The organism is Acrocarpospora phusangensis, assembly GCF_016862995.1.
GTDB classification, from domain to species: domain Bacteria; phylum Actinomycetota; class Actinomycetes; order Streptosporangiales; family Streptosporangiaceae; genus Acrocarpospora; species Acrocarpospora phusangensis.
Window position 1 is genome coordinate 144,016 of record NZ_BOOA01000010.1, and the last position, 15,595, is coordinate 159,610.

General features: G+C 69.0%; 13 protein-coding genes and 3 pseudogenes. 8 read left to right on the forward strand and 8 right to left on the reverse strand.

Features of this window, described 5'->3' with window-relative positions:
• Positions 1-339 precede the first annotated feature (339 nt).
• From Aph01nite_RS08915 to Aph01nite_RS08935, 5 genes are all read left to right on the forward strand, one after another.
• Complete coding sequence (locus Aph01nite_RS08915; protein WP_239161506.1) at positions 340-1,464, forward strand: IS701 family transposase; 1,125 nt, start codon at positions 340-342, stop codon at positions 1,462-1,464.
• A 307-nt stretch (positions 1,465-1,771) separates the two neighbouring features.
• Positions 1,772-2,119 (forward strand): ArsR/SmtB family transcription factor, encoded by a 348-nt coding sequence (locus Aph01nite_RS08920; RefSeq protein ID WP_204040303.1) that lies wholly within the window; start codon positions 1,772-1,774, stop codon positions 2,117-2,119.
• Positions 2,116-2,556 (forward strand): SRPBCC family protein, encoded by a 441-nt coding sequence (locus Aph01nite_RS08925; protein ID WP_204040304.1) that lies wholly within the window; start codon positions 2,116-2,118, stop codon positions 2,554-2,556. The genes Aph01nite_RS08920 and Aph01nite_RS08925 overlap by 4 nt, the downstream gene beginning before the upstream one ends.
• A gap of 5 nt (positions 2,557-2,561) precedes the next feature.
• Positions 2,562-3,149 (forward strand): maleylpyruvate isomerase family mycothiol-dependent enzyme, encoded by a 588-nt coding sequence (locus Aph01nite_RS08930; protein WP_239161511.1) that lies wholly within the window; start codon positions 2,562-2,564, stop codon positions 3,147-3,149.
• Between the two features lie 445 nt (positions 3,150-3,594).
• Positions 3,595-6,000, forward strand: a complete 2,406-nt coding sequence (locus Aph01nite_RS08935) for a glycoside hydrolase family 31 protein (RefSeq protein ID WP_204040306.1) — start codon at positions 3,595-3,597, stop codon at positions 5,998-6,000.
• Between the two features lie 66 nt (positions 6,001-6,066).
• Here Aph01nite_RS08935 and Aph01nite_RS08940 read toward each other — a convergent pair.
• Both Aph01nite_RS08940 and Aph01nite_RS08945 read right to left on the reverse strand, forming a co-directional pair.
• Positions 6,067-7,022, reverse strand: a pseudogene (locus Aph01nite_RS08940) (NAD(P)-dependent alcohol dehydrogenase).
• A gap of 281 nt (positions 7,023-7,303) precedes the next feature.
• A complete protein-coding gene (locus Aph01nite_RS08945; protein WP_204040308.1) occupies positions 7,304-7,792 on the reverse strand; it encodes a hypothetical protein in 489 nt (162 codons plus the stop codon).
• Positions 7,793-8,057: 265 nt separating this feature from the next.
• On the opposite strand from Aph01nite_RS08945, the pseudogene Aph01nite_RS42575 reads away from it, so the two are divergent.
• The 3 genes and pseudogenes from Aph01nite_RS42575 to def form a co-directional block, all read left to right on the forward strand.
• Positions 8,058-8,252 (forward strand): annotated as a pseudogene (locus tag Aph01nite_RS42575) (MucR family transcriptional regulator); the annotation flags it as partial.
• A gap of 134 nt (positions 8,253-8,386) precedes the next feature.
• The gene (locus tag Aph01nite_RS41235) at positions 8,387-8,803 is read left to right on the forward strand and encodes a hypothetical protein (protein WP_239161507.1); all 417 of its coding nucleotides are present in this window, start codon (positions 8,387-8,389) and stop codon (positions 8,801-8,803) included.
• A gap of 115 nt (positions 8,804-8,918) precedes the next feature.
• Complete coding sequence (gene def, locus Aph01nite_RS08955; RefSeq protein WP_373872276.1) at positions 8,919-9,437, forward strand: peptide deformylase; 519 nt, start codon at positions 8,919-8,921, stop codon at positions 9,435-9,437.
• 11 nt (positions 9,438-9,448) lie between these two features.
• Here the strand turns inward: def and Aph01nite_RS08960 are convergent.
• The 6 genes and pseudogenes from Aph01nite_RS08960 to Aph01nite_RS08985 form a co-directional block, all read right to left on the reverse strand.
• A pseudogene (locus Aph01nite_RS08960) lies at positions 9,449-9,640 on the reverse strand (CGNR zinc finger domain-containing protein); the annotation flags it as partial.
• Between the two features lie 61 nt (positions 9,641-9,701).
• On the reverse strand, positions 9,702-11,438 hold the full coding sequence (cydC, locus tag Aph01nite_RS08965; protein ID WP_204040311.1) for a thiol reductant ABC exporter subunit CydC: 1,737 nt from the start codon (positions 11,436-11,438) through the stop codon (positions 9,702-9,704).
• 40 nt (positions 11,439-11,478) lie between these two features.
• Positions 11,479-13,182, reverse strand: a complete 1,704-nt coding sequence (locus Aph01nite_RS08970; RefSeq protein ID WP_204040312.1) for an ABC transporter ATP-binding protein — start codon at positions 13,180-13,182, stop codon at positions 11,479-11,481.
• Complete coding sequence (locus Aph01nite_RS08975) at positions 13,179-13,919, reverse strand: ABC transporter ATP-binding protein (protein ID WP_204040313.1); 741 nt, start codon at positions 13,917-13,919, stop codon at positions 13,179-13,181. The genes Aph01nite_RS08970 and Aph01nite_RS08975 overlap by 4 nt, the downstream gene beginning before the upstream one ends.
• A complete protein-coding gene (locus tag Aph01nite_RS08980) occupies positions 13,916-14,983 on the reverse strand; it encodes a FecCD family ABC transporter permease (RefSeq protein ID WP_204040314.1) in 1,068 nt (355 codons plus the stop codon). Before Aph01nite_RS08980 ends, Aph01nite_RS08975 begins: the two co-directional genes overlap by 4 nt.
• A partial coding sequence (locus Aph01nite_RS08985) for an ABC transporter substrate-binding protein (protein WP_204040315.1) occupies positions 14,983-15,595 on the reverse strand: 613 nt, incomplete at its 5' end. The genes Aph01nite_RS08985 and Aph01nite_RS08980, both read right to left, overlap by 1 nt.

The following is a 15,595-nucleotide window of genomic DNA, read 5'->3' on the forward strand; positions in this document are numbered from 1 at the left end:
TGGTGTAACCCCTTCTACTGATATGGCAGCTGTAGATCGGGATCTTGAGGCTGTGGCGATCGCGGGGGTGCTTGTGGGCATGAGAACGGCCACCAGCATCATGATCGTTTGTGAGAACAAATCCAGATACGGTGGCCGTACCGGTCACCGTAGCGCACGAACACTGGCCAGTCTGCTTCGAAGAGCTGATGGACCGGCTCGCTGTCTGCTTCCCACGCCGGAAACCCGGCTGACCTGCCGACACATGATCGAAGCGATGCTGACGGTCGAGGAGACGGCCAACTGCTGGACCTGGGCGAGGCGATCGGGCACCGCGGCCCGCACGTGCTGCAACACTTCTTGTCTGGGGCCCGCTGGAATGACGACGCCGTCCGCGACCGGGTCGCCACCTGGGCGGTCGACCGGCTCGGCGACCTGAATGTGGTGCTCGTCGTGGACGAGACCGGCGATGAGAAATCCTCCACCGACGCCGTCGGAGCGGCCCGCCAGTACTCGGGCGCGCTGGGCGGGGTCGGCCTGTGCCAGGTGGCCGTGCATCTGTCGTACGCCACCCCGACCGGGCACACGCTGATCGATCGGCGTCTGTTCCTGCCCAGCGCGTGGGCGGCCGATGAGGAACGCCGTGAGCTGGCCGGGGTCCGCGAGGAGGTGATGTTCGCCAGCAAGCCCCAACTCGCCATCGACATGCTCGCCCGCCTGCCCGAAGACGGCGTCACCGACGCCTGGGTCGCCGCCGATGAGTTCTACGGCGGCCGGGAAACACGCACGGCGATCCGCCACGTGGCCTACCGCTATGTGATCGCCGTCAAGACCGACCATCGGGTGACCACTCCGGCCAGCACCTCCACCGTCATCGACCTGGTCAAACGCTTGCCCGCCCGGTCCTGGCAGCGCCTGCGGACCGGTAGCGGCACCAAAGGCGACCGCCACTACGACTGGGCGATGATCGACGTGTTCGCCGATGGCACCCCCAACCGGCACCAGGCCGGGCAGAGCACCCTCTTGGTCCGCCGCCACCGCTACACCGGCACCCTGTCGTTCTATCGGTGCTGGTCAGCCACGCCCCGACCGCTCCACGAACTGGTGAGCGTGGTGTGTCGCAGATGGCGGATCGAGGAGGACTTCCAAGCCGCCAAGGGCCTGGCCGGGCTGGACCAGGGACAGGTCACCAGCTGGACCTCCTGGCACCGGTGGAGCCTGATCAGCATGATCGCCTACGCGCTGCTGGCCATCACGACCAGCCTGGAACGCAGCGGCACCACCCAGAGCGCGCAGGTCGAATTCGTTCCCGTGAGCTGCCGTGAACTGGTGAAACTCCTCCGCCAATTCACGCTCCCCCGCCCTCGGCAAGACATCGATCCCGAACATGCCCTGCGCTGGTCCGTGTGGCGGCGCCGCCATCAATATCAGGCAGCGACCTGCCATCGGCGATGGAACGAGGTCACGGCGGCCTCCATCACATGACCTTTGCCGCAACACTTGACGATCTGGCTTTGTTCGTCACTTACAGCGCCAGATGTGGCTGAGCTCGGGTACCAGCGAGATCCCGTCGATCCCGTTGTTCGTGAGTTTCGGCGCCACCTTGGTTGCGTTGGCTACCGCCTGCCGATGATCGAGCTTCTCGCTTACGCATGGTGACGAGCCGCCAAGGGTCCAGCGCGCGTTGTCTGCGGCATGAGCCGGTGTTGTCGTGAGCCGCAGCCCCAGCCCAAGACGGTGCGTGAGTTCCTCCAGTTGACACTTGATAAAGCAAATGCTTGATTAGGCTGTCATGGAAACTACCATCGAAGATCAGCAGCTCGATGCTCTGTTCACCGCGCTCAGCGACCGCACCAGGCGAGACATCGTGGTCCGGTTGAGCAGGGGTCAGGCGACGGTCAAGGAGTTGGCGGAGCCATACACCATGAGCATGCAGGCTGTTTCGCAGCACATCCGGGTGCTCGAGCGGTCCGGCCTGATCAGCCAAGGACGGCACCGGCAAACCCGGCCATGTCGGCTCGAGCCCGCGGCGCTTGAGGCCGCGCTCTCCTGGATCGAGGAGAGCCGGCGCACATGGTCAGACCGAATGGACCGGCTGGAGACACGTCTCGCCCGCTTGCAGGAGCACGAGAACCAGTGAACGGCGATGAACTTGTCTACCGGCGAGTCTTCCGCGCGCCGCGCGAGCTGGTGTGGCGGTGTCTCACCGAGCCCGCCGAACTCACGCATTTCTGGGGCCCGAGCGGCATGGACACGCCGATCGACGGCATCGTCGTCGAACTCTACCCCGGTGGCCGCTTCGAGACCCTGATGCTCGGCGAGCATGGCAGCCACCGGATGGTCGCCACCTTCATCGAGGTCGTCCCGCCCGAGCGGCTCGCCTGGGTGGAGCAGGCGACCGGGATGCACACCATCAGCACGCTCGACGACCTCGGCGACGGCAGAACCGCAGTCGTCATCCATCAGCGGAACGTGCCCGAGCCGATGCGCACACCCGAGGCCCGCGCCGGCTTCCTCACCTCCCTCGACAAGTTCGAGGAGCGCCTCGCTCACCTCGTACAAGGAGGCCGAACGTGACCGACATGCAGCACCAGGTAGCGCAAACCTACAAAGGGCTCGCCAATCTCCTCACCGCCATGACCGCCGACACTTGGGACGCCCCGTCACTATGCGAGAAGTGGCCGGTGCGCCATGTGATCGCACACGTGACGATGCCGGTGCGGCTGACCCCCGAACAGTTCGGGGCCGAGATGGCGGCGGCCGACGGCGACTTCACCGTACTTTCCGACACCGTGGCCACGCGGGACGCTTCGCTGCCCGTCGCCGACCTTCTCGACCAGCTCCGATCGCCGAGACTGCACGCGTGGCAGCCGCCGGGCGGCGGTGCAGCCGGTGCACTCAGCCATGCCGTCATTCACTCTCTGGATGTGACGATCGCACTCGACCGGCCCGCAGTCGCACCGGCAGAGGCTGTCACCGCCGTCCTCGACCAGCTCACCGCCAGTAACGGCACCTGGTTCGGGGTCGACCTGACCGGTGTCCGGCTCGAAGCTGCCGACACCGATTGGAGCTGGGGAAACGGCCGGCTCATTCGCGCCGACAGCGGCTCTCTGGTGGCACTCCTGAGCGGCCGGACACTGCCCGACGGCCGGACACTGCCCCGCGGCTGACACGCCGAGGCCGACATACCACCCCCTCATGGGGATCAAGGACAGCCACGTCCGTAACGTCCCAACAACACGCCCTCCACATGGGCAGGAGATCTAATCATCGGCAGAAGTACGCATCGTCCCATCGTTCGTTATCGCCGCCGATATTTACGGAAAGTGACCGCGCGCTGTTGTGAGCTTCGCCGTCTCAGCCATAGTCAACAAGTGGCGCTCGTTCTCACAAGCATTTGAGCGGGTACGGGCCGGCGAGGTGGCGCCGAAAGGGGCGAACATCTGACTCCCGTTCTCGCGAACGAAATCAACGATCTACAGCTGCCGTAACTGATCGACGGGTAGCCGCCGGGCGCTCCATCGGTGTCGTGTGATCATCTCTTGACGGTGATCCGGGTAGCACCACGAACGGAACTCTCTTTTCGCAGCCGAGGTCTCGTTCCAGGAGTGCGTGTTGACCTGTCCATCCCGCCTTCCCGCGCCGCTTCGCCTGCTGCCCGCGAGCGGGTTGCTGATCCCGCTCGTCGTCGGGGGCGGGCCACCCACTCCCGCCGCCGGGCCCGTGGTGGACGGCAACGCCCGGTTCACCGTCCTGTCCCCCACCCTGATACGCGTCGAGTACGCCGGCGACGGCGTCTTCGAGGACCGGCCCACCTTCAACGCGGTCGCCCGCGCGACGGAGCCGCGAGCGTTCACCACCACGGTCAAGAACGGCACCCGTATCATCCGTACCGACCGGCTGACCATGCGCTATCGGCGCGATTCGGGGCCGTTCACGCCGGCGAACCTGTCCGTCGACCTGATGGCCGGGGCACGGAAGGTGACCGCACGCCCATCGTTCGGCGCCTCCTCAGCCGTCAATCTAGGCGGCTGGCGGCGCTCGCTGGACAAGCTGAGCGCGTCGGTGGCGCTCAACGAGGGCCTCCTCACCAGGGACGGCTGGTACCTGCTGGACGATAGTTCGACGGCCATCCTCAACCCCGACGGCACGATCACACAGCGGCCGGGGCACGGCGGCCGGCCGTACCAGGACGGGTACCTCTTCGGCTACGGACACGACTACCGCCGAGGGCTGAAGGACCTGCGCGATCTCACCGGACCGGCGGTGATGCTGCCGCGATGGGCCTTCGGCATCTGGTTCTCCCGCTACTACCCCTACCGGGAGTCCGACTACCGCGACGACCTGCTACCCAGGTTCCGGGCCAACCGGGTGCCGCTGGACATGCTGGTCGTGGACACCGACTGGAAGGCGCCCAGCACCTGGAACGGCTGGAACTGGAACCCTGCGCTCTTCCCCGACCCGCGGAGCTTCCTCAACTGGGCCAGGGGGCAGGGGTTGCGGGTGGCGTTGAACATCCACCCCAGCATCTCCCCCGCCGATCCGAAGAACGCCCGGATCAAGGCCATCGGCGGTGGAGATCTACCGGCGGGCGACTGCCCCCGGCAGCCGGGGTGCAGGGTCTTCGACTGGAGCGACCCGAAACAACTCAAAGCGTACTTCGACCTGCACAAACCCATGGAGGACCTGGGGATTCGGCTGATGTGGCTCGACTGGTGCTGTGACCCGAGCAGGGTGAGCGCACCGGGCGTGACCCCCGACACCTGGATCAACTCCAGGTACGCCCTCCGGGACCGGGAACGCGGCCTGCGCGGATTCGCGTTCTCCCGGGCCGGGGGCGGCTACGGCGGTATGCGGGTCTACCCCGCCGGTCCGTGGGCCGAGCACCGCTACACCGTTCACTTCACCGGCGACACGAATCCCAACTGGGACGTCCTTGCCTTCGAGGCGGCCTACACCCACCTGGAGGGCAACATCGGCATGCCGTACGTCTCGCATGACATCGGCGGCTTCTACGCCGCACCCAAGCACCTGCCCGACGACCTCTACGCCCGCTGGGTGCAGTTCGGTACGTTCCAGCCGATCCTGCGCCTGCACTCCAACCACGGCGACCGGCTGCCCTGGGAGTACCCGGGCGTAGCCCAGCGGTCCGCGCAGAAATTCCTGCGCCTGCGCGAGGCGCTGATCCCCTACACCTACACGCTGGCCCGCCAGGCGGTCGATACCGGACTGCCGATCACCCGCGGCATGTACCTCAACTATCCCGAACACGAGAAGGCCTACCGCTACAGGACCCAGTACCTCTACGGCGACGATGTCCTGGTCGCACCGGTGACGACCCCTGGCACCGGCAAGGTGACCACGAAGGTGTGGTTCCCGCCGGGCACCTGGACCGACTACTTCACCGGCGCGACCCACACCGGACCTGCCACAGCCAGAGTGACCACCGACCTGTCAACCATGCCGATATTCCTCCGCGCGGGCGGCATCCTGCCGACAAGAACCGACTACGTCGACTCGGCGGAGCAGAAGCCGCTCGACCAGGTCACGCTCGACGTGGCCACCGGCGGCGACGGAAGCCTGTCGCTTTACGAGGACGAGGGCGAGGGCCCCGGCCACCACTCGGGAGAGTCGGCCACCACCGCGTTGACCTTCGACACGGGGACGCACCTGTTGCGGGTCGCCGCCCGCCAGGGCACCTTCCCCGGCGCGGTGACCACCCGCTCCTGGACCGCCCGCTTCCGCGACGTGAACCGGCCCACCCAGGTCAAGGTCAACGGAACCGCGATCCCGGCCCGCACGAGGGCTCCCGGATGGACCTACCGCACCGCCACCAGGACCCTGATCGTCCGTACCAGGGCGCTCCCAGTCACCGCCGACACCACCTTCCAGTTCGTCGATGACCCCGTACGCTCGCGTCCGATACGAAAGGGTGGCCTCGGGCCAAGTCGATGGAGATCAGGCTCTGATCGCGGGACAGGTCGGGATCATGGCTCCATGCGGGAGATGGGCTTGTCCTGATCGCCACAGCCCGATGAAGAGAAGGCGTTTGTCACGGCGAGGCAGGCACACCAATATCGTCGAACATCATGCGACGACCAGAACGACGTTGCCGGTCTTCTGTTCCGTCTCTACGTATCTCGTCGCCTCGACCGCGTCCTCCAGCGGGTAACGTCGGTCGATGACCGCCCGGTACCGCCCGGCCCCGATGAGCTCCCGGAGGAACACGACGTCCTGCTTGTCGTATCGGGGAGGGATCGGGAACACCACCCGCTTGTCGCCGAACCGGGAGGTCCACATGGCGAGGACGACGTTCTGGAAATGGTCGGTGGCCAGGTAGGTGCCGCCGCTCTTGAGCGAGTCGCGGCAGTGTTTGAACGTGTGCTGCCGACCGCGTCCAGGATGACGTCGTAGGCTCGGCCGTTCTTCGTAAAGTCCTCGCGGGTGTAGTCGACGACCTCGTGAGCGCCAAGGGATCTGACCGTTTCGACGTTTCTGGTGTCGCACACCGCGGTGACGTCGGCGTCGTAGTGTCTGGCTAGCTGGACTGCGGCGGTGCCGATGGAGCCGGAGGCTCCGTACACCAGGATGCTCTTGCCGGGGGCCAGCGCCACATGCTTGAGGCCCAGCAGTGCCAGGATCACGCCGTCGCAGACGGCGGCGGCCTCGTCGAAGGGCATGCCGGCGGGTTTGCGCGCCACGGGGGCGCTCTGCGGCACGCAGACGAACTCCGCGTGCGCGCCGAAACGCCACGGGTTGATGCCGAAGACCTCGTCGCCGGTCTCGAACTCGGTGACGGCGGCACCGGCCGCCGCCACCTCGCCGGCGAGTTCGAGGCCGAGGATCGGCCACTTCGGCCGGCGCAGGCCGGTGACGAGACGCCCGGCGGCCGGCTTGCCCTGGCGGAAGCCGCAATCGGTGCGCGTGACCGTGGTGGCGTGGACCTTCACCAGGATCTCGTCCTCGCGGGGGACCGGCGATTCGACATCCTTGAGCCGGAGAATCTCCGGAGGGCCGTACCTGTCGCAGACGACGGCTCTCATCGGCTCACCATCCAAGCGCCGGCTCCGGCTCCCTCCTTCGAGGATACGAGCCACCGAACTCCCGCGAGCGGCCTAACCCGGGCCGCTTTGGCGCTGGTATACGGGCTGCCACCGCGAACACGGCGTCGCCGAGGCCGTGTCGTGGGTGAAGCCTCGCGGACCTGGGCCGTAACCTCGCGATCGACCGGCGGATGCGCCGCGAACTGACCGGTCATGCAGAGCCGGCTGACGCTGCACGCGCTCGCCTTTCCCGTCATCATTACTTGAACGGGGTCACATCCCTATCGGAGGGCTGAAACCATCAGGTCCGCGGGCAACCGCCGTAGGCCGTGGACGATCGAGGGCGTCCCGTTGAGTGCCGTCGCCACGACGTCGTCGCTGTGCAGAAGATGTGCCAGGTGCCGCAGGGCGTGGGCAGCCACGTTCTCCACCTGCACGTCATCGGGACTGGGAGCCGCCGGAGTGGACCCCCGCGCGAGCCGGAACTCCGTCAGTTCCTCGGCCGACGCCAGAGGGTCGGGGTCGGGGCAGACGGCGTAGGTGAGCACCAGTCGTCCTTTGGGCTGGTAACGCCAGCTCGTGGAGTGCACCACGGTGGCCTGGTCGTCGGCCGCGACTCCCACGTGGCGGCGCACGGCCTCGTCCGGTGTCTCACCGTCGCGAAGCGCGGTCACCAGCCGTCGATAGCGCCACCTCCCGGCCTCATCGACCCGCAGCGCGAGGATCTCGACTGACAACGGCACGAGCCCCCGCTCGGGCTGGTCGTCCACGTGCGTCCCTCGGCTTCCCTGAGCTTGTTGCGAACAGTATGCAGCAGCATTCATATCGCGGTACGCCGCTATCGATGCCATGGTCGAATTTCCGCCCTTCCGCCGCCCCGCAAGCTGGGTGAACACCTCGGCGTCTCCGCCCGCGCCCATGCGTACTTCGCCCGGCGCGTGAACCTGGACGTCCACGATCGACAGCGATCGAACCTTATTGCGAGTAGATTGCAATAGCGAATGGGAGGCGGATCGGACTGGCGGGAGGGCCGGCATGAGTTATGCCCCCTATGGCGTCTTGGTGCGCGACGAGGAGGCCGACCGAGTCCTGTGCCACCTCTGCGGCCGCTGGTTCCGCGCCCTGGGCGGCCATGTCCGTGTCCACGGCCTGTCCGCCGACGAGTACCGGCAGAAGTTCGGACTGTTCGCCACCAAGGCATTGGCCTCGCGGGAGGTCTCGGAGAACCGCCGCCGCATCCAGCGCGCCGCCTACAAGACCTCGCCCCGCCTGCGCGGAGACCTGTCCGTCGGCCAGTCGATGGCCCAGTCCGGAACGTTGTCACCCGGCATCGCCCGGCAGTCCAGCGCCAGCGGACCACGGCGATGCTCGGCGAACTGGCGAGGGGACGGGCCACCCGGCGGTCACAGGCCGAACTGCGGGTCGTCGAAGCCCTCGGAAGGCGAGGCCACACCGACGTCGCCGCCGGTCTTCGCGCCCTGTACGCCGACCGGCCCACGGGCATCGAACCACTGGCCGCCGAACTCGGCGTCGGCAAGGGCGTACTGCGCGACCTGCTCACCACGCACGGGATCGCTCTCCGCCCGGCCGGAGCCAACACCGCCGCCGGTCGGCAGGCACGTGCCCACCTGAACGAGCAGGCGGCGGCCCGCCGAGTGGGAACCCCCGACCTGCGCACCTGGCTGCATGAGCGCCGTCGTGAGGGCTGGACCCTGGCCCGGCTGGCCGCAGCGCTCGGCCGCAGCGTCCCTTGGGTCCGTGCCCGGATGACCGACCTTTGACGACCGCTCACCGGGCGAGTGGAAGCCCTCGCGGTATCAGCGGGTATCTTGCCTTCTCTCGATTTGTCTCCCCATCTTCAGCTCCCTTGATCAAGGCGGTCACTCCATGAGCGGCATGGCACGTCCTATCACCGTCGTCGGTACTCCGGTGCTGCGCACCCCGTGCCGCCCGGTCGAACGTTTCGACGAGGAACTCGCCACCCTGGTGGAGGACATGTTCGCCAGCATGTACGAAGCCAAGGGCGTCGGCCTGGCGGCCAATCAGATCGGCGTGGACCTGCGCGTGTTCGTCTATGACTGCCCCGACGGGGACGACGTCCACCAGAAGGGCGTGGTCGTCAACCCGACACTGGTCCTGCCGGGGGCAGGAGAACGCAACCTCGATACGGGCGACGAGGGCTGCCTGTCGATCCCCGGCCCGCGCGCGGTCGTCGGCCGGCCGGACCTGGCCACCTGCCACGGGTTCGACGTGACGGGCGCCCCGGTGACCGTCCACGGGACGGGAGTGCTGGCCCGCTGCCTCCAGCATGAGACCGACCACCTCGACGGCCTGCTCTACATCGACCGGCTCTCGAACGCGGCCCGCAAGGCCGTGTTGAAGGAGTTCGAGGAGATCCGCGGACCCCAGGCCTGAGGTCCCGGGGCTCAGCCGACCATCCGGTTCGCGCGATGGCGGCGGACCGCGTCGCGGTTGGCGCACGGCTGGGAGCAGTAGCGTTGCCGTCCCGTACGGGAAGTGTCGGCGAAGATCACGGTGCATTCGGGCACCGCGCACCGCCCGAGCCGGTGCATGCCCCGCCCGAGCAGGTGCAGCGCCGTACTCACGGAGATGAGCGCGAAGAGCACGGCCCCGAGCGGTTGCCGGGTCACACATCAGCGGCGCGGGATCGAACCCTGATTAGCCGGACACCTGGGTGGCGAGCAGCCGCCGGTACGGCTCCGAACGTGCCAGCAGCTTGGAGTGCGCACCTGAGTCGACAACCCCGCCGTTCTCCAACATGACCACCCGGTCGGCGGTCAGGATCGTGGACAGCCGGTGGGCGATGATCAGTGTGGTGCGGTTCTTCCTGGCCTGGGTCATGGCCGCGGAGACCTCCTGCTCGCTCTCGGCGTCGAGGTTGGAGACGGCCTCGTCCATGATGAGAATCGGGGCGTCCTTGAGCAGGGCGCGGGCGATGGCGACGCGCTGCCGCTGCCCCCCGGAGAGGCGTGCGCCGAGTTCGCCGGGGACGGTGTCGTAGCCGTCGGGCAGGCCGGTGATGAACTCGTCGGCCTGGGCGGCGCGGGCGGCGGCGATGACGTCCTGGTCGGAGGCGTCGGGGCGGCCGAGGCGGATGTTGTCGCGGATCGGGATGTTGAACAAGTAGACGTCCTGGGGGACCAGGGTGATCAGGCGGCGGAGTTCTTCCTGGGGGAAGTCGCGGATGTCGTGGCCGCCGATGGCGATCGTGCCGGAGTCAGGGTCCCAGAAGCGCATGAGCAGGCTGGCGCAGGTGGACTTGCCCGCGCCGGAGTGGCCGACGAGTGCGACGGTCTCGCCGGGTTCGATGGTGAAGGACGTGTGGGAGACGGCGGCGGGCAGGCCGGGGCCGTAGGAGAAGGTGACCGCGTCGAAGGCGATGCGGGGGTCCGGCCCAGCGGGAGCGGTGGTGACGCGGTCGGTGACGGGAGCGGGGGTGCGCAGGATGGTCATGATGCGGTCGCCCGAGGCCAGTACCAGGTTGAGGTCGCGAGCCACGTCGACGACGGCGGTGACGGGGGCGAAAGTGGTGGCGGCCAGGACGACGGCGACCGGGAACAGGGCTGGGTCGAGATCTCCGCCGGTCACGAGCAGGGCGGCGGTCAGCAGGACCGCGATGAGGCCCACTACGGTGATGGCGTTGGTGACGGCGTGTTCGAGGCCGGATCTGCGGCCGTGCGCGAGCTTGGCGGCCAGGAGTCTGGTGTCCTGGCCGGCGAACCGGGCGATCTGACGGTCGGCCGCACCGGAGGTGAGCAGCTCCCGCATGCCCTGCAGGGTGTCGACGGCTTCCGCGCCGAGTTCGCCGAGTCGGGCGCGGAGTTCGGCGCCTTGGGCTTCGGCGCGGCGGCGCAGCCAGCCTGGGACGGTGGCCAGCAGGATCAGCGCGGGCGCCAGGGCCAGCGCCAGCGTGGGGTGGAAGACGCCGAGCGCGGTGAGCGCCGCCAGCGGCACCGTGGCCGCGCTGACCAGAGGGCTGAGCGTGTGCGCGAACCACAACTCCAACTGCTCCACGTCGGAGATGGCCGCCGAGCCCAGGTCGCCGGAACGACGCTCCAGCAGATAGCCAGGGGCCAGCCGCTCGAAAGCCGAGTAGACCCGTCCTCGTACGTCGGCCAGTACCCGGAACGCGGCCACATGGGCGAGGTAGGACTCCAGCCACGGCGTGAGCCCCACCAATGGCAGCAGCACGCCCAGGACGACCAGGCCGCCGGTCAGGTCGCCGCCTCCGGTGATCACCCGGCTGACCACCCATGCCGCCACTCCGGCCGAGGCCAGGACGACCAGGTGGTGGGCGATGCCGCTGAACACTGCGGCGAGCAGCAGCGGACGGTGCGGCCCCAGCAGCGCCAGCACCGGCCGCAGGCGGACGAGGGGCGGGGCGACGGAGGTCATCGGCGCGTGCCTTTCCGAGCGGGGAGGTCGATCGAGGCGATCACGCGGCTCCCTCCTGGGCGGCGACCAGGCGGGCGTACACACCCTGCCGTGTCAGCAGTTCCCGGTGGCCGCCGGATTCGACCACCTGGCCGGCGTCGAGCACGATCACCCGGTCGGCGTCGCGTACGGTCGAGAGCCGGTGGGCGATCATGAGGGTGGTCCGGCCGCCGGTGAGGGTGTCGAGGGCCTGCTGGATGCCCGCTTCGTTGGCGGCGTCCACGCTGGAGGTGGCCTCGTCGAGGATCAGGACGGGGGCGTCCTTGAGCAGGGCGCGGGCGATGGCGATGCGCTGCCGTTCACCGCCGGAGAGTTTGAGGCCACGTTCGCCGACGACGGTGTCATAGCCCTGGGGAAGAGCGGCGATGAAGTCGTGGGCCTGGGCGGCGCGGGCTACCGCCTCCAGTTCGGCGTCGGTGGCCTCCGGTCTGGCCAGAGCCAGATTGCGGCGGACCGTGCCGTGGAAGAGGTAGGTGTCCTGCGAGACGACCGAGACCAGGGCGCGCAGGGCGGGGAGCGGCAGGTCGCGGATGTCGGTTCCGTCGATGGTGATCCGGCCGTGCTGGGCGTCGAAGAAGCGCAGCAGCAGCGCTGCCACGGTGGTCTTCCCCGCCCCGGACCGCCCGACCAGGGCGACCCGTTCCCCGGGGGCGACCTCCAGCGAGAAGTCCGCCAGCGCGGGACGGTCTCGCTCGCGGTAGACGAAGGTGACGTCCTGGAAGTTCACCGCGGGCGGCCCCGCGGGAGTGAGCGTGTGCCCGCCGGAGGGCTGGATCTCGGCGTCGATCACCTCGAACACGGCTCGCAGCGACGGGACGGCGTTGCAGCTGGCGTGGTAGGCGCCCTCCAGGTCGCGCAGCGGGCGGAAACATTCGGCGGTCAGCATCAGGATGAGCAGCAGCTCGGTCACCGTCAGTTCGCCCGCCGCCAGCCGCAGGGCGCCCGCTCCGACGGCGACGGCCGTGCCGAGGCCGATCACGAAGGCGACGCCGCCGACGTAGGCGACGACGACGGCCATCAGCCGGATCGAGTCGCGGCAGAACTCTCCGGCCAGCCTGGCCAGTTCCGCGCCGCGCCGGCCACTGGCGTTGAACGCCTTCAGGGTGGCCATGCCCTGGAGGGCGTCGAGGTTCTCCGCGTACAGGCCCTTGTAGGCGCGGAACCAGGCGTTGTTGCGGTCCCTGACCACGTGTTCGGAGACCAGCGGCAGCACGGGCAGCAGGATCGAGCAGGCCAGGACGACCAGTCCGACCAGCGGATCGATCGTGAACAGGTAGGCGGTGACGGCGAGCGCGCCGACGATGGCGGCGGCGACCTGCGGCAGGAAACGTCCCACGTACGCGTCAGCGGTTTCGATCCCGTCGACCAGGCTGGACTGCGCTGATCCGGTACGCCCCGAGTGCCCTGGTCCCAGCGCCAGTAACCGGCTCATCATCTGCTTCCGCAGCCGCGCCTTGACCAGTCCGGACACGCGGATGGCGGCCGTTTCGCGGATGGCGAGGGTGACACTGCGGACCACCTGGAGCAGGGCGATCCCGGCGAGCGGCCACAGGATCGAGGTCACCGGCCGCCCGTCGAAGACCCGGGCCAGCGCCTGGGCCACGAGGATGCCTTGGCCGACGTAGCTGGCGGTGATGGTCAGCAGCAGCGCCACCAGCCCGGCGACCCGCCGGCGCACGCCGGGGGTGAGCAGGCGGAAGATCACGGGTCCTCCTTGAGCCGTTCGAAGGCGTACTGGGTGCGCGGCACCGCGCGGACGCCGAACACGCGTGTGATCACCTCGGGGGTGAGGGCGTCGGCGACGATGCGGCCGCCGTCCATGACGTAGATCCGGTCGCAGAACTCGGTGGCCTGGTTGAGATCGTGCAGCGCCGCCAGCGCGGTGATGCCCAGCTCGCGGACCAGGTGCAGCACGTCGAGCTGGTGGCGGATGTCCAGGTGGGTGGTGGGCTCGTCGAGCAGCAGCAGGCGGCTGCCCTGCACCAGGGCGCGGGCGATCAGTACCCGCTGCTTCTCCCCGCCGGACAGGGTCGCGTACGACCGTCGCGCGGCGTGGCCCAGATCGACGCGTTCGAGGGATTCGGCGCAGCGGTGCAGGTCCTCGGCGGTGGTGCGGGACAGCGGGCGTTTGTGCGGGGTGCGGCCCATCAGGACGACGTCCTCGACGGTGAAGTCGAGTTCGGCGGGGTTCTCCTGGGCGACGACCGCGATCCGCCGGGCCGATTCGCGGGGCGGAAGCCGTACCAGGTCGTCGCCGCCGACGGTGATCAGCCCGGCGGCGGGGCGGAGGGCGCGGTAGGCGGCGCGGATCAGGGTGGACTTGCCGGAGCCGTTGGGGCCGACCAGGCCGGTCAGCTCGCCGGGCTCCACGACCAGGTCGGCCCCGCGCACGATCGAGCGGCCGTCGAGGGTGACGGCGAGGCCGTCCAGGACGAGTCTCATGCGCGTCTCCGCAGCAGCCACAGGAAGAACGGCACGCCGAAGACGGCGGTCACGATGCTCAGCGCGAGTTCCTGGGGTGCGTTGACCGTGCGGGCCGCGATGTCCACCAGTTGCAGGAACGCCGCCCCGAGCAGCGCCGTGACGGGCAGCACCCGGCGGTGGTCGGCACCGGCCAGGAGCCGGGCCGCGTGCGGGACGATCAGGCCGACGAAGGCGATCGCCCCGCTGGTCGCCACCAGTACGCCGACCAGCAGCGAGGTCAGCACGAACAGCTGGAGCCGGAACCGGGCCACCGGCACCCCGAGCGAGGTCGCCGTGTCCTCACCGGCGGCCAGCGCGTTCAAAGGACGGTGCTGCGCCAGCAGGTACGCCACGCCGGCGACCAGCACGATCGCGGGAATGGGCAGCATGTCCCAGCGTGCCCCGCCGAGGCTGCCCAGCAGCCAGAAGAGCACCTGCTGGGCGGCCCGCCCGCTCTGGGCCTGCTGGAGCACGAAGCTGTAGACCGCCTGGAACAGGTACGCCAGGGCCACCCCCGCCAGCACCAGCCGCGCCGGAGTGAGCCGCCCCGACCGCTGCGCCAGCACGTACACCAGGACGAGCGCCACCAGCGCGCCCGCGAACGCCGCCGCCGACAGCGACAGTCCGCCGAGCGCCGACGTCCCCAGCACGAACACGATCACCGCGCCCAGCGACGCTCCGGAGGAGACGCCGAGCAGAAAGGGGTCGGCGAGCGGGTTACGGACAAGGGCTTGGAGCACCGCGCCCACGACGGCCAGTCCCGCCCCCACCAGGAGAGCGAGCACGGCGCGTGGCAGCCGGTAGTCCCAGACGATCTGCTCCTGGACCGGCGTCCAGGTCCGCGTCACCAGCCCGGGGACGAGGTGGTCGGCGACGATGCCCCCGCACTGCGCCAATCCGACATGGACGGCACCGATGCTGACCGCCAGCCAGGTGGCCGCCACCACGGCGACCACCAGCACGATCACGAGGATCGTGAACCGGCCACGAGCCGAGGGCCGGACCCCTGGCGCGCGGGTGACCTGGGAGGTTTCCAGGCTCATCAGGCGAACGCGTCAGGATGCAGGAACCGGGCGATCTCGACGATGGCCAGGATGTTGCGGTACCCGGGATGCGCTGCCACCGCCGGGATCGGGATGACCTTCTCATCCCGCGCGGCCGGGCTGTTCTTGGCGATCGCCAGGACGTCGGCCGCCTTGGCGTCCGCGGTGGGCATCTTGTCCCCGGCGAAGACGACGTAGTCCAGCACGACGAGCGCCTCCGGCTGGGAGGCGGCGACCTTCTCGACGCTGACCTCGGTGTAGTCGGCCTGGACGTCGGCCAGCACGTTCGCGCCGCCCGCCAGCTCGATCATCTGGTTCATCAGCCCCGCGCCGCCGTAGGCGTTGACGGGTCCCTTGCCGCCGTCCACGGCCAGCACCTTGACCTCGGGCAGTGAACCGACCCGCTGCCGGACGTCGGCGAGCCGGCCGCGCAGTTCGGTGATGAGCTGGTCGGCCCGGTCAGGCACGCCGAAGATCAGGCCGAGGTTGCGCAGGTCGGTGAAGGTGTCCTCGATGGTGAACTCCAGGACCTGCTCCGGGGTGCACCAGCCGCCCATGATGTAGACCGGCGTGCCCGCCGCCGTCAGCTCGTCGACGGTGGCGTACCCGCCG

Excerpts from the sequence above, each read along its gene's own strand:
- Aph01nite_RS08930 (WP_239161511.1), top strand. The coding sequence starts at position 2,562 with ATGCAGCACCAGGTAGCGCAAACCTACAAAGGGCTCGCCAATCTCCTC.
- Aph01nite_RS08975 (WP_204040313.1), bottom strand. The coding sequence starts at position 13,919 with ATGAGACTCGTCCTGGACGGCCTCGCCGTCACCCTCGACGGCCGCTCG.
- Aph01nite_RS08980 (WP_204040314.1), bottom strand. The coding sequence starts at position 14,983 with ATGAGCCTGGAAACCTCCCAGGTCACCCGCGCGCCAGGGGTCCGGCCC.
- Aph01nite_RS08920 (WP_204040303.1), top strand. The coding sequence starts at position 1,772 with ATGGAAACTACCATCGAAGATCAGCAGCTCGATGCTCTGTTCACCGCG.
- def (WP_373872276.1), top strand. The coding sequence starts at position 8,919 with ATGGCACGTCCTATCACCGTCGTCGGTACTCCGGTGCTGCGCACCCCG.
- cydC (WP_204040311.1), bottom strand. The coding sequence starts at position 11,438 with ATGACCTCCGTCGCCCCGCCCCTCGTCCGCCTGCGGCCGGTGCTGGCG.
- Aph01nite_RS41235 (WP_239161507.1), top strand. The coding sequence starts at position 8,387 with ATGCTCGGCGAACTGGCGAGGGGACGGGCCACCCGGCGGTCACAGGCC.